Consider the following 20456-nt stretch of genomic DNA (forward strand, 5'->3'; position numbering starts at 1 on the left):
TAAAATATGAGAACAATACAATTTAGAGAGGCCATTTGTGAAGCGATGAGCGAAGAAATGCGTCACGATGAATCCATATATTTAATGGGCGAAGAAGTTGCAGAATACAACGGAGCATACAAAGCTTCAAAAGGAATGCTTGCTGAGTTTGGTGAAAAAAGAGTAATCGATACTCCAATTGCTGAGCTTGGTTTTACAGGAATTGCAGTAGGTTCTGCAATGAATGGTAACAGACCTATTGTAGAATATATGACTTTCAACTTCTGTTTAGTTGGTATTGATCAAATTATAAATAATGCTGCTAAAATGCGTCAAATGACTGGTGGACAATTTAATGTGCCAATCGTTTTCCGCGGACCAACTGCTTCTGCAGGTCAATTAGGAGCAACTCACTCACAAGCTTTAGAAAATTGGTTTGCAAACACTCCGGGTCTTAAAGTTGTTGTGCCTTCAACTCCTTATGATGCAAAAGGACTTTTAAAATCTGCAATTCGTGATAATGATCCTGTAATTTTTATGGAATCTGAACAAATGTATGGTGATAAAGGAGAAGTGCCAGACGGAGAATACACAATTCCATTAGGAGTTGCTGATGTAAAACGTGAAGGAAAAGATGTAACGATCGTTTCTTTTGGAAAAATCATCAAAGAAGCTTTTATCGCTGCTGATGAATTAGCTAAAGAAGGAATTTCTTGTGAGATTATCGACTTAAGAACAGTTCGTCCTATGGATAAAGATGCTATTCTTAAATCTGTTAAAAAAACAAACCGTTTAGTAATTCTTGAAGAAGCCTGGCCATTTGCAAGTATTTCTTCTGAAATCACTTATATCGTTCAGGAGCAAGCATTTGATTTTCTTGATGCGCCAATTCAACGTATTACAACTGCAGATACTCCTGCGCCTTACTCTCCAGTATTATTAAAAGACTGGTTGCCAAATGCAGGTGATGTAGTAAAAGCAGTTAAAAAAGTGTTATACAAATAGTACACATTTAGAATACTCATAAAACTTCATCATTCATGTTAATTGATGAAGTTTTTTTTTGCCCAGACAATGAAAAGAATAATTTTACTCAGCCTATTTTTTGTATTCGCATTTGCGGCTATTGCTACTGCACAAACGAAAGTGAGTGGAATTGTTTTGGACAAGTCTAATCAGCCGATACCTTTTGCAAATGTTGTTTTTAAAGGTTCAAACACCGGAATCGTTTCTAACGAAGATGGTCGTTTTTATCTCGAATCTCCAAATACTTATACCGCTTTATTGGTTAGTTCTGCAGGATTTTCAGATAGGGAAGTTCCTTTAGAAAAAGCAGTCAATTACGATTTTAAAATTGTTTTGAGCGAACCTCAGGCATTAAATGAAGTGGTAATTTATACCGGAAAAACATCAAAAAAGAACAATCCAGCACTTGATATTTTGAGAAAAATATGGGAAAGAAAACGTAAAAACGGACTTTACCAATTCAATCAATATCAAATGCAGAAGTACGAAAAAGTCGAGTTCGATATGAACACGATTGATAGTGCTTTCATGAAAAACAAACTCTTTAAAGGAATGGAGTTTGTGTTTAATCATGTTGATACTTCAGATGTTACCGGAAAAACGTATCTGCCAATTTTTATCAACGAATCTGTTTATGATGTTTACGGAGATAATAAATTAAAAAAGGTAAAAGAAAATATTACGGGAAATAAAATGTCTGGTTTCAACGGAAATCAGCAGATTTTAGCTTTTGTAAAAGACCTTTATTCAGATTATAATATTTACGATAATCACCTTAAATTTTTTGACAAAAGTTTTACAAGTCCGCTTTCAAGAACAGGAATTGATGTTTACAATTATGTATTGAAAGACAGTGCTTTTATTGATAAAAAATGGTGTTTTAATATTGTTTTTTATCCGAGGCGTAAAAACGAATTGACTTTTAAAGGAGACTTTTGGGTAAACGATACCACTTTTGCGATCAAGAAAATTAATATGGGCGTTACTAAAAGTGCCAATATTAACTGGGTAAAAGACATTTATATTGAACAAGAATTTGAAGTAGATAACGATTCTGTTTTTCTATTGACCCGCGATTATATGATGTCTGATTTTGCTTTGAATAAAAAGGAAAAATCAAAAGGAGTTTATGGAAAACGAACGACCTTATTTCGAAACCATAAATTCAATATTCAAAAACCGGAGAAATTCTATAAAGAAGAAGTCAATTTCATTGACAATGCGGTCTACGAACGACCGCCGGAATTTTGGGAAGAAAATCGTTTTGAGAAATTAAACAAAGACGAAGCGGGTATTTATAAAATGCTCGATACTTTGCAAACGGTCAAGCGATTTAAGCAATTGTATAATCTCGTCTCCATTTTGGGAAGTGGTTACGTCGAATTTAAAAACTTCGATTACGGGCCTATTTTCTCTACATTTGGATATAATGAAGTCGAAGGTTTGAGGCTAAGAGTAGGAGGTAGAACTTATTTCGGGCCAAATGATCCTTGGCGTATACAAGCTTATACAGCTTACGGATTTGACGACAGTAAATTCAAATACGGAGTTTCTGGAAAATGGATGGTCGACAAGAAAAAACGTGTTATTATTTCCGGAGGAAACAGGCGTGACATCGAGCAGATTGGAGCCAGTTTAACCACAACAAATGATATTTTAGGCCGAAGTTTTGCTTCTTCTGCGTTGTTTACAACCGGAAGCAACGGAAAATTGACCAACATTAATTTGAGTAACATTTCGGTAGAAATGGAACCGAAAAAGAATTTTGTTGTTCAGGCAGGGTTTTCTTATCGAACATTAGAATCGGCATCAAAAACATTTAGTTTAGATTATTATACAACATTACCAACCGCAGCAGACCCTATGGGAGTTGTAAAAAGTGATGTAAAACAATCAGAAGCCAATATTCAGTTTGAATATATGCCAAACCGTAAAACTATTGGTTACGGAGTAGAAAGAGATTTAGTAGACAGTCCGTTTAGTCATTTCTTTGTTAACTTTAGCTACGGTTTAAAAGGTGTTTTTGACAGTGATTTTGCTTACGAAAAAATACAGGTATTCTACAAACAGCCTATTATTATTGGACCTTTAGGAAGATCTAACATTATTATAGAAACAGGAAAAACATTCGGAACAATTCCGTTAGGATTAATGAGTGTAATTCCGGGGAACCAGACTTACTTTACCATTGAAAATACATTTAGTAACCTGAATTTCTACGAATTCGTTACGGATCAGTATACAACATTACAATGGAATCATGATTTTGGAGGAAGATTATTCGCCAGAGTTCCATTTATGCGAAAGTTAAACTGGAGAGAGTTTATAGGAGTAAGAGCAGTTCATGGAACAATTTCTAAAGCAAATCGTGAAATAAATGCTTCCGGACTTCCTTATAATGCACCAGAAAATGTATACTGGGAATACAATGCAGGAATAGGAAATATCTTCAAAGTTTTCCGTCTTGATTTTTCATGGAGAGGAAATTATCTAGATATGCCTGACGCCCATAAATTTGCTATAAAAGGATCTTTCGGATTTTATTTCTAAACATCATTTAGATTCTTCGCTTTCATAATTATAATTAACAAATAATATTTTATGAGTGAAAACCAAGTGGGTAATAAAATGAGCTGGGCAACTAATCTAAGAGTTGCCGCAACGATTAGTGTAATTCTAGTACATGTAACAGCGGAGATTTTATATCAATATGGTTATGTCTCAAATTTTGTTTGGTGGACAGGGAATGTTTATGATAGTTTTGTGCGCTTTTGTGTGCCTGTATTTGTGATGTTAACAGGAGTATTAATGTTAAGCAGAACATACGAATTAAGCGAATTCCTTAAAAAAAGATTTTCACGAATAGTTTTACCTTTCTTATTTTGGAGTTTTGTGTATGCAATGTTTGCACTAAACGATAATATTTCTGGAGGTCATGAAATGTCTTTTTGGGAAATTATTGAATGGGTATTCCATCTGTTACTAAATGGGAGCTCCTATCATCTTTGGTATATTTATATGATTATTGGAATATATTTATTTGTGCCGATCATGAGTAAATGGATTCAAAATGCTACAGAAAAAGAGATTTTATATTTTATAATTATATGGATATTTACTCTGTTTATTAATCAGCCAGCTTTATGCAGCTTTAGAATTAATGTTGATTTAACCTATTTTTCGGGGTTTATAGGTTATTTGGTTTTAGGATATTATTTGTCAATTAAATCTTTCTCGTTTCCTAAAAGAACAATTATTGGAACTGCCGTATTTTTGGTATTTATTGGAGTAAGTATTACAATATTTGGGACTTATTTTTTATCGCGCGACAGCAATAGTTTTGAAGAGTATTTTTATAATTATAATTCTTTAAATATTTTGATGGTTTCAGTTGGTCTTTTTCTTTTCTTTAAGAATCTGGAGATCACTAATTCTGTAGTAATACAAATCACTAATTTTATCAGTAAATATAGTTATGGAATTTATTTGATCCACGTTTTGATTTTGCGATTTATGTGGGCAGTTAAAATAGATTATGATTTTATAAATCCAGTATTTGCAATTCCCTTAGTAACTTTAATTTGTCTGTTGATCTCTACTGTGATTATATATTCTATTAATAAATTACCTTATGGTAAATATATATCAGGATAAAAAGTTTCCATCATGCAAGAAGCAATAGATTTTCTAACCAATAAAAATCCAGTATTTCGGGAAATAATCGAAAAATACGGGCTTCCGCCAATACCAAAGCGACCACAGGGCTTTGAGACTTTGGTGTTACTAATTCTTGAACAGCAGGTTTCTGTAGATTCGGCGAAAGCCACATTCTTAAAAATAAAATCCTATACAAGCTGCAATCCTGAAACAATGGCGATTTTGACAGATGAAGAATATCGAAGTCTTGGCGTAAGCCGCCAGAAAACAAAATACATCAAGATTTTGTCCGAAGCAATTTTAAACAAAGAACTAGATGTAGAAAGTCTGGCTTCAAAACCGGCAAAACAAGTTCGCGAAGAGCTGATTAAACTAAAAGGAATCGGAAACTGGACAATTGATATCTATTTAATGTTCTGTCTTCAGGAACCGGATTTAATTCCGCTGGGCGATATTGCAGTCATAAATACAATCAAAGAATTGCTTGATATTCACGACAAACAAGAGATGGAAATCCATGCAGAACAATGGAGTCCGTACCGATCATATGCCACATATTTGCTATGGCATTATTACCTAAGTAAGCGAAATAGGAAAATTATATATTAACTGTCTGTTATATAAAAAGAAAAGTATATTAATTAATGTATAAATACAGAGATTAATATACTTTTTTCATTGTAAAAAAGGATTGTTTAGTTACTTTTGCAGTCGAAATTATAGATATAATAAAAAACGAAAATGACCGCAGACAAACTAACAACTTTCGATGTATTAATCGAAATACCAAGAGGAAGCAGAAATAAATATGAGTACGATTTTGAAATCAAAAGAATGCGTTTCGACAGAATGTTATTCTCTTCAATGATGTACCCTGCAGATTACGGATTTATTCCTGAAACTTTAGCACTTGACGGTGACCCTCTTGATGTATTGGTTTTAGTAAACGAACCAACTTTTCCCGGATGTGTTATGGAAGTAAAACCAATTGGTGTTTTCCACATGGCAGATGATAAAGGACCAGACGAAAAAATTATTTGTGTACCAGTTTCAGATCCAATCTGGAATTCATTAAATGACCTTTCAGATATTAATGGACACTTATTAAAAGAAATCGAGCATTTCTTTCAGGTTTACAAAGATCTTGAAAACAAACAAGTAGATGTAGAAGGATGGGGAGACGTAAACGAAGCATTTGCAATTATTGCTGAGTGTACAAAACGTTTTAACGATATTGAAAACAAACCAGAGGGATTATTTAGTATTAAATAATTTATACCCTATTTTATTATAAAAAAAGCAATACTGCCGTCAGGAGTATTGCTTTTTTGTTTAAATTCGTTTCAGTTAGATTGTTGACTATTAACCAAAACCATTAATATATTATGAATGCATTTATGATTTACCTGCCAATTGTCATGGCAGTTTTAGGATTACTTTTCATGGGAATAAAAAGGACTTGGGTTTTAAAACAAGACGCGGGAGACGGTAAAATGAAAGAGATTTCAGATTACATCTACGAAGGGGCCTTAGCCTTCTTAAAAGCCGAATATAAACTATTAACCATCTTTGTTATTATTGCAAGTTTAGCTTTGGCAGGAATTACTTTTATTCCGGGTGTAAAAACACATTTATTGATCGTAATTGCATTTATTTTTGGCGCATTATTTTCAGCTTATGCAGGTAATATAGGTATGAAAATCGCAACCAAAACAAACGTTAGAACAACACAAGCGGCACGTACAAGTTTACCACAGGCACTAAAAGTGTCTTTTGGAGGCGGAACCGTAATGGGACTGGGCGTTGCAGGTCTTGCAGTTTTGGGTTTAACTACTTTTTTCATCATTTTCTTTAATTTATTTTCTGACGGAGTTTGGAAAGATACTGAAACAATGACCGTTGTTTTAGAAACTTTAGCAGGATTTTCTCTTGGTGCAGAATCTATCGCATTATTTGCCAGAGTGGGTGGCGGAATCTACACAAAAGCGGCCGACGTTGGTGCCGATTTAGTAGGTAAAGTAGAAGCCGGAATTCCGGAAGATGATCCAAGAAACCCTGCAACAATTGCAGATAACGTTGGAGACAATGTTGGTGACGTTGCCGGTATGGGTGCCGATTTATTCGGATCTTACGTAGCAACAGTTCTTGCAGCAATGGTACTAGGTAACTATGTTATAAAAGATATGGGCGGAAGTATCAATGACGCTTTTGGCGGAATTGGTCCAATTTTACTTCCAATGGCAATTGCCGGTTTCGGAATTTTATTCTCTATTATCGGAACAACATTAGTAAAAATTTCAGATGACAATGCGAAAGAAGCACAAGTTCAAAAAGCATTAAATATAGGAAACTGGGTTTCTATTGCTTTAACGGCCGTAGCTTGTTTCTTTTTAGTACAATATATGCTTCCTGAAACTATGCAGATGACTTTCTTTGGAGAAGGATCAAAAGACATTTCATCATTGCGTGTTTTTTATGCAACATTAGTCGGTCTAGTTGTTGGTGGAGCTATTTCATCAGTAACAGAATATTATACAGGATTAGGAACAAAACCAGTTTTGGCAATTGTTCAAAAATCATCTACAGGAGCGGGAACAAACGTAATTGCTGGTTTAGCAACGGGAATGATTTCGACTTTCCCAACCGTATTATTGTTTGCCGGTGCGATCTGGATTTCATATGCTTTGGCAGGATTTTACGGAGTGGCGCTAGCAGCTTCAGCCATGATGGCAACAACTGCGATGCAATTAGCAATTGATGCTTTCGGGCCAATTTCTGATAACGCTGGAGGAATTGCTGAAATGAGTGAATTACCAAAAGAAGTTCGTACAAGAACTGACATTTTAGATTCTGTTGGAAACACAACTGCAGCAACCGGAAAAGGTTTTGCAATTGCTTCTGCAGCTTTAACTTCATTAGCTTTATTTGCAGCATACGTAACGTTTACAGGAATTGACGGAATCAATATTTTCAAAGCACCGGTTTTAGCGATGTTATTTGTGGGTGGAATGATTCCGGTGGTTTTCTCTGCTTTAGCGATGAATTCTGTTGGAAAAGCAGCGATGGATATGGTTTATGAAGTACGCCGTCAGTTTAAGGAAATTCCTGGAATTATGGAAGGAACCGGAAAACCGGAATATGGAAAATGTGTTGAAATTTCTACAAAAGCCGCTTTACGCGAAATGATGCTTCCGGGAATTTTAACGATTGGTTTCCCAATTGCAATTGTACTTTTAGGAAAATTAGTTTACTCAGATAACAACCAGTTAATTGCTGAAATGTTAGGAGGATATATGGCCGGAGTTACGGTTTCCGGAGTTCTTTGGGCAGTTTTCCAAAACAATGCCGGAGGTGCCTGGGACAATGCTAAAAAATCTTTTGAAGCCGGAGTTATGATCAACGGTGAAATGACTTATAAAGGTTCTGATGCACACAAAGCTGCCGTGACCGGAGATACAGTTGGAGATCCGTTTAAAGATACATCCGGACCATCAATGAACATCTTAATTAAACTAACTTGTTTGATTGGATTAGTAATTGCGCCAATTTTAGGTGATGGACATTCTGAATCAAACATCGCAGGAAAAGCTTCTTGTTGTGCAAAAACTGAAATGCATGCCGGAGGAGTTTCTAAATGCGGAGATTTATCAGGAATGACAAAAGAAGAATGTATTAAAATGTGCAAAGAAAAAGGCTGTACTGAAGAAGAAACAGCAAAATGTTTAGCACATTTTGATAAAACCGGAAAATATCAAAAAACAGATTGTTTCGATACAAGTAAATATGAGAAAAAATCTGTTCGCGTTGATTTAAGAAATGACAACGGAAAAACTACCGGAACTGTAACCAAAACTGAAAACGGTAAAACAACCACAGAAGTTTACGAAGGAACAGAAGAAGAAGTTGAAGCAAAAATTAGCGCAGCAACTGCAAAATAAAAAATAGCTTTGTCAAAGTTTCATAAAACGAAAATGCCTCTAAATAATTTTAGAGGCATTTTTTTTATTTAATGAATTTTGATCGAGTAAGAAACTTGATCCTTTGGTATAGTCCCTACGGGACAAATGTTAGGTGGTGCGATAATGTTCTACCGATATGTAATCTCTACGAGATATATACTTTTAGGAATAAAATATTTGATAAAGAATCATCTCGTTTGGTATAGTCCCTACGGGACAAATATTAGGTGGTGCGATAATATTCTACCGATATATAATCTCTACGAGATATATCATTAGGAATTAAATATTTGATAAATGGATAAAGAATAGACAATCATATTCCTTATAAGAATTAAATATTTGGTAAAAGAATAAAGAACGAAAAATCATACTCCTTTAGGAGTTAAATATCGGTAGAAAAAATAAAAAGCAGTTGGAATAATGTCCCGTAGGGACTATACATTACGATTCAATCTAAAAAATATTAAATAATAATCCTGGCTTTAAATTTTTGAAAAGTCTCATAAAACAAAAATGCCTCTAAAATTATTTAGAGGCATTTTTTTATTTCGTGCAAATCGGTGAAATTCGTGTTCTAGAACAATCCATTCAATTCAGCATCAATTCTATTAATGATGTTTCCTAAATCTTCAGGATTATCAACAAAATTAATATTATCAACATCAATAATCAATAATTTTCCTTTCGTGTAAGTCTGAATCCATGCTTCATATCTTTCGTTCAAACGGCTTAAATAATCGATCGAAATAGAGTTTTCGTATTCGCGTCCGCGTTTGTGAATTTGTCCAACAAGATTAGGAATAGAACTTCTTAAATAAATCAATAAATCCGGAGCTTTTACCAACGATTCCATTAATTCAAACAAAGACGTGTAATTTTCAAAATCACGGCTTGTCATCAATCCCATTGCATATAAATTGGGAGCAAAAATATGCGCATCTTCATAAATCGTTCTGTCCTGAATGATTTTTTTACCGCTTTCGCGAATTTGCAAAACCTGACGAAAACGACTATTCAGGAAATAGATTTGTAAGTTAAACGACCAGCGTTCCATTTGATGGTAAAAATCGTCTAAGTACGGATTATCAACCACATCTTCATAATGAGGCTCCCATTTAAAATGTTTGGCTAATAATTTAGTTAATGTAGTTTTTCCTGCGCCTATATTTCCTGCTATTGCTATGTGCATTACGGTGTTACGATTTTATAATTTACAATTTCTTTAGTTGTAAAAATAGATAAAATTTGGTCTTTGTAATAGAATTTGTCAAACGTTTTTTCTAAAACTTCAATTTCAGAAATTGTGTTAGTATTTTCTCTCAAATACAGCAAGTTAGCTTTGCTGAAAATGAATTTTTGAGAAGAAATTATTTCCATTTTATCAAAATCAGAAACATTGCCCAAACTTGAAATTTTTCCAAATATATCACATGAAAACCAATTGTTTTTTTTATCAATCCAATAAAAAGTATTAAAGTCGGTTTGGTAATATTTTATGCCTTCGGTTAACGGAATAGAAACCGTTTTGTATTCATTTTTTAAATAATCAAAAAGGCAAATCTGTTGATTCAACGTATTAAAAATCCAAAGCTGATTTTGAGTTGACATTCCAATAGCGCTGACAACGATAGGATTTGTATTTTGTGAAAAATTAATTTCGGTCATTTTATTCAATTGATTATCCAATAAAATAACAATGTTGAAATCTTCATAGAACAAAACAATTTTAAGCGGATTCTGAATATCAACTTTTGTAATATTTCCTGACGAAACATTCTTGTATTCAAAGACTTCGTTTCCTTTTATTTTGCTAAAAACATTGTTTTTTATTTGATAAGAATATCCAAAAGAGTCATAGCCAATAAATTCATCAGCATCAATTTTGAATTTTGAAATTAGAGAAGCATTTACTTTTTGGCTTTGCCCAAAAAAAGTCGAAAACGAACACGCAATAAACAGCAATAATAAAATTTGGCGTATTGTTTTACTCATAATAGTATAATTTCAAAAGCCAAAGTACAAAAACTACGTTAAAGAATATCTTAAAATTAGAGTTTTGGCTGTTTTTTGAATTTAAACCTTTGTAAATTAGAGTAGTCTTACAAAGATTAGATTTTGTCGATACCATTCTGGCGTTGATATATTTAATTTTCAGTATTTTAAAATTAGTAATAAATTTGAATTTAAGTTTTACAAGACTTCACAACCTTATTAAATAAAACCACATGAAAAAACTATCTTATTTACTCTTAATATTTGCTTTTACACAAGTACATGCACAAAAAGATTTTCAGGGAATGGCCGTTTACGAGTCTAAAACCCAGGCTCCTAAATTTGAAGGAATGCGTGCCGGAAATCGGGACATTACGCCAGAAATGCAAAAAAGTATGGAAGAGCGTATGAAACAAATGCTGGAGAAAACTTTCATATTGAATTTTGATAAAACAGCTTCTATCTATAAAGAAGAAGAAAAACTGGAAGCTCCGGGACAACAAGGCGGTTTTCGAGTTATGATGAGCTCGGTGATGGGCGGCGGCGGAACTTTTTACAAAGATGTAAAAGCTAAATCGTATACTGTTGATAAAGAATTTATGGGAAAAGAATTTCTCGTTGTTGATTCTCTGCCAAAATTAAACTGGAAACTGGAACAGGAAACCAAGCAAATTGGCGGTTATAATTGCTTCAAAGCAACGGCTGTAAAAGAAGCCAGTAAAACCGATTTTAGAAACTTCAGACCTAAAAATAATGACAAAAAAGATGAAGCCAAAAAAACATCGGGAGAGACAAAAACTAATTTTGAAGACAATTTTGAAATCCCAAAAGAAATTACAGTTACCGCTTGGTATACACCGGAAATTCCGGTTAATCAGGGACCAGAAAATTATTGGGGATTACCAGGTCTGATTTTAGAAGTAAACGATGGAAAAACAGTTATTTTATGTTCTAAAATTGTTTTGAATGCCAAAGAAAAAGCGGAGATAAAACCATCTAAAAAAGGAAAAGTAGTTTCTCAAAAAGAGTACGATGAAACGGTGATTAAAAAAATGGAAGAATTTAGAGAAATGAACCGCGGACGTACGTCCGGGGCTGCAATGCCAATGGGAAGATAAAATTTGTAAAACTCCAAATTTCAAATCCCAAATTCCAAAATTGCTTCGCCCGTTCGCTTTCGCTCGGGTACAACTTCCAATATTCTGATAATGAATAAGACACTTTTTTTATTTGCCTTACTTTTTACTTCTATATGCTTTTCTCAAAGTGTTCGTTTCGATGGATTTATTCAGGATGAACAAAAAAATCCGTTGGAGATGGCCAATATTATGGCGGTCAACAATGCTACAAAAGCAATGGATTCGTACGGAATTACCAATGATAAAGGTAAATTTCAATTGACTTTAAAACCAAATGCTTCTTACACGGTTAAAGTAAGTTATCTGGGAATGAAATCGAAAGAAATAGCCATTTCTACCAAAACGGAAAATATCGTTCAAAATATTATTATGGACGGCGCGGGAATAGAACTCGAAGGAGTTGAAATCGTTCGTGAAATGCCGGTTTCTATAAAAGGCGACACTATTGTTTACAATGCCGATTCGTTTAAATCTGGAACAGAAAAAAAGCTTGAAGATGTCCTGAAAAAACTTCCGGGCGTTGAGGTAAATGCCGATGGTGAGATTGAGGTTGAAGGAAAAAAAGTAAGTAAATTAATGGTGGAAGGAAAAGACTTTTTTGACGGAGATACCAAACTGGGCGTTAAAAATATTCCTGCAGATGCGATTGATAAAGTTCAGGTTTTACGAAATTACAACGAAGTAAGCGCTTTAAAAGGTCTTGAAAACGATCAGGAAAATGTGGCGATGAATATTAAACTGAAAGAAGGTAAAAAGAACTTTTGGTTTGGAGATATGACGGCCGGAATTGGTGTTGCAGAACTCGACAGCCGTTATATTATAAATCCAAAACTGTTTTATTACAGTCCGAAATACAGTATAAATTTAATTACCAATTTTAATAATATTGGAGAACTGCCTCTTACGGCGCAGGATTATTTTAAGTTTACGGGTGGATTTAAAAACATGATGAAAAAAGGCGGAAGTTCTTTTAATGTTTCATCAAATGATTTAGGAATTTCGGTTTTAAGAAACAATCGGGCAAAAGAAATTGAAACCAAATTTGGTGCAACAAACTTCTCTTATTCTCCAACAAAAGCTTGGAATATAAGTGGTTTCGGAATTCTTTCGACTTCAAAAACCGATTTAGAAACCAAATCACAGACTACGATTTTAGATTCTGGAGATCAGCAGAAAAGAGACGAATTAACGCATCAAAAAAACAATTTAGGATTGTTTAAACTGAGTTCAACTTATAAGCCAAACGATAAATTTCAGTTTGATTATGATATCCTGACCAAATTATCAAAACAGGAAGAAGATACCGATTTACTTCGTGAACAAATTGTAAATAAGATTCCTGACTCAGAAACTATTTTTACAAATAAGAAACAAGATCCAACTTCGGTTAATCAAAATTTGAGTTTGTATTATACACAAAGCGAAAAGAATATTTTTGCTTTTGAAATGCAGCATTTGTATCAGGACGAAAATCCATTTTATAATGCGAATCTGCGAACACTTCCTTTCAATTTGTCAGGATATATTCCGGGTCAGGATCGGAACGATTTAAATCAGGATCGTTTTGTGAAAACCAATAAACTCGATGCAAAACTAGATTACTACTATATGGTTACGCCAAAAAGTAATTTCAATGTTACGTTGGGAAATACCTATTCATATCAAAACTTCAATTCTCATATTTTTCAAATGCTGGATAACGGAGACAGAAATGATTTGAATAATTCAGAAAATAATAATGATGTTGATTATCGTTTTAATGATGCATTTTTAGGTTTCCATTATAAAATTCTAACAGGAAAATTTACTTTGACGCCTGGAGTTAGTCTGCATTCTTACCAAATGACAAACGGACAATTGGGTTCAAATTATTCTCAAAGTTTCACCAAAATATTACCTGATTTCTTTGCTTTATACCAAATCAAAAAATCAGAAACTTTGACGTATAATTTCTCTTTAACAAATGATTTTACCGATATTAATCAATTGGCGGCAGGTTACGTTTTGTCAGATTACAGCAGTTTATTTCGTGGAGATCGTACTTTAGAAAACGCAACTTCGCAAGTTCATACACTTCGTTATTTCAAATACAATATGTTCAATTTCGAGAATATTTTCGCGAATGCAACCTATACAAGAAAAGTGGATGCGATTAAAACAGAAGCCAATTTTGATGGAATTAATCAATCATCGGTTCCCTATAATTCAAACTTAGCCGATGAAACTTTCTCAGGAATGGGAGCTTACGGACGTTCGTTTTTAAAGAATTACAAAGCATCAGTAAATGCAAGTTTGAACTGGTCAAAATTCAATAACATTCAAAATGATGATTTGAGAACCACAGAAAGTTTTGTGCAAAGTTATACAGTTAGAGCTTCAACCAATTATAAAAACCTGCCGAATATCGAATTTGGGTACAATCTTTTGGTGAATAAATACAGCGGTTCTACATTTTATACAGACAAACCTTTCGCAAGATTAGATTATTACTTTTTGGATAGTTTTTCTTTTGTTTCAGAATATGAATTCTACCATTATTATAACGGAGATAAAACGGTCGATAACGAATATGATTTTTTAAGCGCTAGTTTAATTTATCAAAAGAAAAACAGCAAATGGGAGTATAAAGTTTCGGCAACCAATTTGTTAAACACCAGATATCTTAATGATGATAACTTTACGCAGTTCTCTACAAGAGTTTCTCAATATACGGTTCAGCCGCGCTACATTATCTTTTCAATGAAATATAATTTATAATAGATTGACTTAATTTAAAATTTAGGAGTTTATTTTAGTAAGAATAGAATATCTTTACATGAATATTAACAGCCAAATTTTTATATTATGCGCAATTCTATTTGGAGTTTATTGCTATTTACTTCGGGAATTTTTATGTCTTTTTCTCAAACAAAAGGTATCGAAAAAGGGACTTATTTATCTGCCGCCAAAGGTCAGAAAATCAAACTGAATTTATTAGACGATAATAAATACGAATTAGTTTTTTATACGGGAGGTTATGAAATTAAAGGCGACTCGTTAGTTTTTAGTAGAAATCCAACTGCAGAAAACAGATTTGATCTGTCGTTTGTAACTGATAAAAAAGCAAAAAACATCAAGATTAAATTTTTAGATCCATCTTATTATTCTTTTTATATAGGAACTCAAAACGGTACAGAAGAAATTCAATACCAAAGAATTTCGGATATAAAAACGAAACTGGATCCTGAATGGACAAAAACAGATTTAGAATTTGAAATCGAAAAATCAGATTTTTTATACTTAGTTTATGAAGAATATGACGGAAATAGTCATTTAGAAAAATATGCTGTACCAAAAGATGCTGCTGAAATAACGATTAATTACGAACTAGAAGTTTTAGGCGATTTAAAACTTGCCGGATTTTATGACAAGAAAACAAATGAATTAAAAATCTCTGAAAAAGGAGGAAAAAATCCATTGGTATTTCTAAATGAAAAAGAGCCACAGCCTGTAAAAAAATCAAAAGTTACGCCTCTTGAAAATCAAACGGTTTCAAAATGGACTTATCCGGGTAAAGTTGATTATTTAAATGAAGATTTTGGAACCGGAGTTGCTGTTGATACGGCTGCTGCAGCTGTGGTTGATTATGCAGTTGATCCTAATGTTGTAAAATTTGATTTCAAACTAAAAATCGAAAACAACCTTAAAAAGGCAATTGAATCTACTAAAGGAGCAAGTACCAATAAGTATTTAGTTGTTTTAGCCAATGACAAAAATAAATTGGCAAAACAAAGTTTCGATGCTTTTGTAAAAGATCAGGAAACGCAAACCGGATATAATATGTACGAAGCATATAATCCGCAATATGATGTTTTTAATTATTATCTGGCTGGAGCCGATGATAAAAAGTGGCTGAAAAACAATAAAATTACAAACGATCCGAGCGTAGTTGTTTTAAACGGAAATGGAGATGTATTAGCCGTTGCAAAATCTGATTTATCAGACAAATCATATCACTTTAATTATTATGGAGATCTTTACAGAAAACTTTTGCGTGCAGATGTTTTTGTAACGATTGATAAAATCTTTAAAAACAAAAAGGCAGCCGACGCAGATTTGATCAGAGCTTTTAATAGAGCTTCGGTTTTAGAATCTTCGTATGATTATGATTCAGATTATGTTGTCACAGAAGATAACCCAACTGAATTTGCGATAACAAAAACAGCTGTAGATAAAAAAGAGATTGCTCAAACCTGGAAAAAACTGATTGAAGCACATCAAAAAGATGCAAAACCAAACTTGTATTTAGTTGAAACAATTGTAAAAGAAATCAAAAACCAAGGGTTTACAAAACAGCTTTTTAATGAAGACAGAATCTTAAACGATACAGATTATTTAGCGATAGATTATCTTTTAAAACATTCTGACGCAATTGAAGCTGAACGTACAGCATTCAATAGTAAAGAAGGAGAAATACATACTTTAGGAAATGTAGTTTCTGAAATTTCTTCTGCATTACAGCAAAACACTTATATTTCTCAGGAAGGAACTTCGGGAGAAGTAAATAAAGAAAAGAATATTTCTATTTATAAAAAGATCATTGCTTTAGGAAAAGGAAATTTTGAATCGTACCGAAATTATTTTGATTATTTAAGCCAAATTGAAGATAAAGACGGTTCAAATACGAATTTCCTAAAAGATTTTAGCAGTTATTTTGACTCCAACTTGGCTTCAGAAAAAGGAAGCCCAATTGAAAAATTAGATGTCATATATACTTCGTTAGATCCAACTTCAAGTTATTCTTATGACGGATGGAATGCTTTTAAAGATTATCATTCAAACCTTTGTAATTCTACGGCATGGACTGTGGTTTTAAAACCTCAGAATGCTTCATTTATAAAAAGTGCTATTGTTTGGTCAGAATACAGTTTAGTTGTAACAAAAAACAATCCGTATTATTTAGATACTTTGGCGCAATTATATTATAAAGACGGTCAAAAAGAAAAAGCAATTGCAACACAGACTTTGGCAGTAAAATATTTAACTCCGGAAGTTGAAGAAGTAACCGCAAGCGATATAAAAGAAACGCTTTCAAAAATGCAAAACGGAACGTATTAAAGTTCAAAACTTATAAAAAGAAAACCCGACAAGATTTTAAATTTTGTCGGGTTCTTTTTTATTTTTTAATACCTACCATCACTTTGATCTGGTAATTTTCTGGAGTTTTTTTCTTGTTTTCAATATCTCCATTTGCACTCAAATAAGTTAGTAAAATAGTGTATTTTGAATTCTCAATTCGCTGCTCAATTTTTTTGTCTGAGTTATTGTTATTAAAGCCAGAAGATGAATTGATGAAATCGTTTATTTTTAGCGGAATAATATCTTGATTGATTATTAAATCCTGACCATAATCTGTAGCTTTAGATTTGATAGAATAAATATTCTTGCCAATAGTTAAACAGCTTTTGCACTCGTATGGACTGTTTTTGTATAAAACGATTATGAAATCATATCCGTGGATATCTACTATTTCATCAGTATCTTCATAGAAATAATAATTAAAAATATCGTCAGCATCATCTTTTCGATCATATCTGGATCTGTACTCATGACCTAAACTTTCCATAATCTTATATGAGCCGGGATCTTTGTCTTTTTTATATAACGTATCTAATTTCGTATTTGCATACGGAAGCATATCTTCAAGAGTATAATTTTTATCTAAAAAATCAACAATGCTGCTTAATTCCTGTTCTTGTTCAAAAGTCAATTTTTTGTTTTCAGCTTTTTGCAGATAACTTTCAAACCGTGATAATTGACTGTATTTTGAAACAGAATTAGCACTTTGCGGACCCACAATAGAAAGCAATCCTGCCAGACACATACTTATAGGAATGAATTTTATTTTTGGATATTTTGAGATTAGAAAATAACCTACAACAATAGTAAGCCAAATTGATAATAAGAAAACATAATAACGTTCGTGTGTAAATCCGTAAAGATTGATTCGGTATAAAATAGCCCAAAACAATAATGCCAATAACGGAATTAATAAAAAATAAAACCAGCGATTAAAAGTTCGCATCCATAAATTCCCATTTTCATTTGCAATAGGATGAACCAGTAAAAAAGAAAGAATTCCAACAATTGCAAATGCTAAAACAAGATAAGAAACCCAGCCGACAGGTAATGAAAGTGTGATAAGGATTTTGGCTTCATAACAAATCAAAATCACCAAATAAATGCTTATTAAAGGTAATAAAACAAACTGAGTGAAATTTTTAAGTCCTTTAGGATAGTTTAAACGAAGCGGATATTCTTTACTATTGGTTTCAGGAACACCGCTTAAAAAGAAAACAGTATTAAAAATTCCGGCAATAGTAAAAAATAGATATCCGTAGATTTTACTATCAAACTTCACTTTAAATAATTTATCTACGGCTAAAATTGCTAAAGCTAAACCAGTATAAAGAACTATACTATATAAGCCAGCCGTAAGAATTCGTAAAAAAAGCTGTTTGTTAAACTCCCAAAACTCTTCCTGATTATAAGTTCTTGGTAAAAAACCTGCAAAAGAAACCAATAAATGTAAAGCTAGGCTGAATACAAAAAACTGCTGCGCTTCAACCTCTGAGATTCTTTCTCCAAAATTAAATACAAAAGCGACTAATGGTACACTAAACAATAAACTAACTACAAACCGGATTATACCGTTTTTGTGTTTTGCAGCAAAAAACAAACTTGCAGAAACAAACCATACCAGACATAATGAGCAGCTCATAATGGCTTTGATGTAGAATTCATCATCATATACACGATCTTGCCTAATAAATAAAATAGCGAAAACAGTACCTAAAATTGCGGTTATAGTTTCTAAAGGAAATCTCAGAACAGTTTTTAATGTGGCATTCAGAACATTTTGTAACGATGGAAGTTTACTCATTTTTTGGTCAGTTAATTTGTACTAAGAAAAGCAAATGCCATCAAATAACCAAATAAAAACCCCGAACTCTAAACGAATAGAATTCGGGGTAATATATATAAGTAAGATTAAAAAATATTAATCGTGTTTAGCTATGAATTATAGTCCAAAAGCAGCTTTTACTTGGTCAACAAAATCAAGTTTCTCCCATGTAAACAATTCAACAGTAACCGTTTTTTCGTTTCCGCCTGGAGCAGAGAAAGTTTTAGTAACCGTTTCTGGTTTACGTCCCATGTGTCCGTAAGCAGCAGTTTCACTATAAATTGGATTTCTTAATTTCAAACGCTGTTCGATAAAGTAAGGACGCATATCAAAAATAGCTTCTACTTTTTTAGCGATTTCACCGTTAGTTAAGTTTACTTTAGAAGTTCCGTAAGTTTCAATGAAAATTCCCATTGGTTCAGCAACTCCAATAGCGTAAGAAACCTGAACTAAGATTTCGTCAGCAACACCTGCAGCAACTAAGTTTTTAGCGATATGACGAGTTGCATAAGCAGCACTTCTGTCTACTTTACTTGGATCTTTTCCAGAGAATGCACCACCACCGTGAGCACCTTTTCCACCGTAAGTATCAACAATGATTTTTCTTCCTGTTAAACCAGTATCTCCGTGAGGTCCTCCAATAACGAATTTTCCTGTTGGGTTAATATGGTAGTTGATTTTATCGTTGAATAAATGCGCGTGAGTTGGGTTTTTAGCGATAATTCTAGGAATAAGAATTTCGATAATATCTTTTTTGATTTTAGCAAGCATTACAGCTTCTTCATCAAAATCATCATGCTGCGTTGAAATAACAATCGCATCAATACGAGTTGGTTTGTTATCGTCGCTGTATTCTAAAGTTACCTGAGATTTAGCATCTGGACGTAAATACGTGATTTCTTTATTTTCACGTCTTAAAATCGCTAACTCTTGTAATAATTTATGAGATAAATCAAGAGCTAGAGGCATATAGTTTTCAGTTTCATTTGTAGCGTACCCAAACATCATTCCCTGATCACCTGCACCTTGCTCTTCTGGCTTAGCTCTGTCAACACCTTGGTTAATGTCTGCAGACTGCTCGTGAATTGCTGAAAGAATTCCACAAGAATTTGCTTCAAACATATATTCACTTTTAGTATATCCAATTTTACGGATTACCTCACGTGCAATTTGTTGTACATCAAGATAAGTATTCGATTTTACTTCACCTGCTAAAATAACCTGACCTGTAGTAACTAATGTTTCGCAAGCTACTTTTGAGTCAGCATCAAATGCCAGAAAGTTATCAATTAAAGCATCCGAAATTTGATCTGCAACTTTGTCTGGATGCCCTTCACTAACAGATTCTGACGTAAATAAATAAGCCATAATAATTTATTAAATTAACATTAAGCGAGGAAAAGTAATTGCTGAAAGTGCTAAAGGAGAATTCCTGCTTTAGCATTTTTTACTACCAAAATCTTAGTTTCGGCATCCATAACGAATCATTTCATTATGAAGAGGTTGCAATCAGTTCAAATTTTTCCTCTGTATTCGCGTGCAAAGGTATAAAACCATTTTGATTTGCAAATTAAAGTTCAACTTTTTTTATTTTTTATAGCAGAAATTTAACAGTAATATACTAATTTGATAGGGTAATAGAAAATATTTTTGTTTTTGTTTGGTCAGTTAAAAAATAGTTTGCACATTTGCCTCGTTAAAATAACAGAACAAAATGAAATTTACAATTTGCAATATGATGTCTTGTAAGATGCCGGA

The 20456-nt window shown here is 33.0% G+C and carries 13 protein-coding genes; 9 read left to right on the plus strand and 4 right to left on the minus strand.

All coding sequences use genetic code 11. The features are described from left to right. The first annotated feature begins 6 nt into the window (after nucleotides 1-6). The 6 genes from NLJ00_RS07810 to NLJ00_RS07835 all read left to right on the plus strand — a co-directional run bounded on the left by NLJ00_RS07810 (nucleotide 7) and on the right by NLJ00_RS07835 (nucleotide 8600). On the plus strand, nucleotides 7-984 hold the full coding sequence (locus NLJ00_RS07810) for a pyruvate dehydrogenase complex E1 component subunit beta (RefSeq protein ID WP_053470073.1): 978 nt from the start codon (nucleotides 7-9) through the stop codon (nucleotides 982-984). Nucleotides 985-1053: 69 nt separating this feature from the next. Further along, nucleotides 1054-3555, plus strand: a complete 2502-nt coding sequence (locus tag NLJ00_RS07815) for a DUF5686 and carboxypeptidase-like regulatory domain-containing protein (RefSeq protein ID WP_256636801.1) — start codon at nucleotides 1054-1056, stop codon at nucleotides 3553-3555. A 51-nt stretch (nucleotides 3556-3606) separates the two neighbouring features. Further along, nucleotides 3607-4659, plus strand: coding sequence for an acyltransferase (locus NLJ00_RS07820; RefSeq protein WP_256636802.1), 1053 nt, complete (start codon nucleotides 3607-3609; stop codon nucleotides 4657-4659). Nucleotides 4660-4671: 12 nt separating this feature from the next. Further along, entirely contained in the window at nucleotides 4672-5271 is a 600-nt protein-coding gene (locus NLJ00_RS07825; protein WP_256636803.1) for a DNA-3-methyladenine glycosylase family protein, read from the plus strand. 132 nt (nucleotides 5272-5403) lie between these two features. Next, nucleotides 5404-5934, plus strand: coding sequence for an inorganic diphosphatase (locus NLJ00_RS07830; protein ID WP_053470077.1), 531 nt, complete (start codon nucleotides 5404-5406; stop codon nucleotides 5932-5934). Between the two features lie 113 nt (nucleotides 5935-6047). After that, nucleotides 6048-8600 (plus strand): sodium-translocating pyrophosphatase, encoded by a 2553-nt coding sequence (locus tag NLJ00_RS07835; protein WP_053470078.1) that lies wholly within the window; start codon nucleotides 6048-6050, stop codon nucleotides 8598-8600. Nucleotides 8601-9198: 598 nt separating this feature from the next. Here the strand turns inward: NLJ00_RS07835 and NLJ00_RS07840 are convergent. After that, nucleotides 9199-9813 carry a deoxynucleoside kinase gene (locus tag NLJ00_RS07840; protein ID WP_053470079.1) on the minus strand — a complete coding sequence of 205 codons (615 nt, stop codon included), beginning with the start codon at nucleotides 9811-9813 and terminating at the stop codon, nucleotides 9199-9201. Beyond that, nucleotides 9813-10616, minus strand: coding sequence for a hypothetical protein (locus NLJ00_RS07845; RefSeq protein WP_256636804.1), 804 nt, complete (start codon nucleotides 10614-10616; stop codon nucleotides 9813-9815). Before NLJ00_RS07845 ends, NLJ00_RS07840 begins: the two co-directional genes overlap by 1 nt. 233 nt (nucleotides 10617-10849) lie before the next feature. On the opposite strand from NLJ00_RS07845, the gene NLJ00_RS07850 reads away from it, so the two are divergent. The 3 genes from NLJ00_RS07850 (at nucleotide 10850) to NLJ00_RS07860 (ending at nucleotide 16852) form a co-directional block, all read left to right on the plus strand. Then, a complete protein-coding gene (locus tag NLJ00_RS07850; RefSeq protein WP_256636805.1) occupies nucleotides 10850-11734 on the plus strand; it encodes a GLPGLI family protein in 885 nt (294 codons plus the stop codon). Nucleotides 11735-11824: 90 nt separating this feature from the next. Next, on the plus strand, nucleotides 11825-14512 hold the full coding sequence (locus NLJ00_RS07855) for a carboxypeptidase-like regulatory domain-containing protein (RefSeq protein WP_256636806.1): 2688 nt from the start codon (nucleotides 11825-11827) through the stop codon (nucleotides 14510-14512). Nucleotides 14513-14599: 87 nt separating this feature from the next. Then, nucleotides 14600-16852, plus strand: a complete 2253-nt coding sequence (locus NLJ00_RS07860; protein WP_256636807.1) for a hypothetical protein — start codon at nucleotides 14600-14602, stop codon at nucleotides 16850-16852. Between the two features lie 58 nt (nucleotides 16853-16910). Here the strand turns inward: NLJ00_RS07860 and NLJ00_RS07865 are convergent, their stop codons facing one another. After that, the gene (locus NLJ00_RS07865) at nucleotides 16911-18677 is read right to left on the minus strand and encodes a DUF4153 domain-containing protein (protein WP_256636808.1); all 1767 of its coding nucleotides are present in this window, start codon (nucleotides 18675-18677) and stop codon (nucleotides 16911-16913) included. A 138-nt stretch (nucleotides 18678-18815) separates the two neighbouring features. Continuing rightward, entirely contained in the window at nucleotides 18816-20066 is a 1251-nt protein-coding gene (gene metK / locus NLJ00_RS07870; RefSeq protein WP_256636809.1) for a methionine adenosyltransferase, read from the minus strand. Nucleotides 20067-20456: the final 390 nt, after the last annotated feature.

Origin of the sequence: Flavobacterium panici, from assembly GCF_024499525.1 — a bacterium.
GTDB classification, from domain to species: Bacteria; Bacteroidota; Bacteroidia; order Flavobacteriales; family Flavobacteriaceae; genus Flavobacterium; species Flavobacterium panici.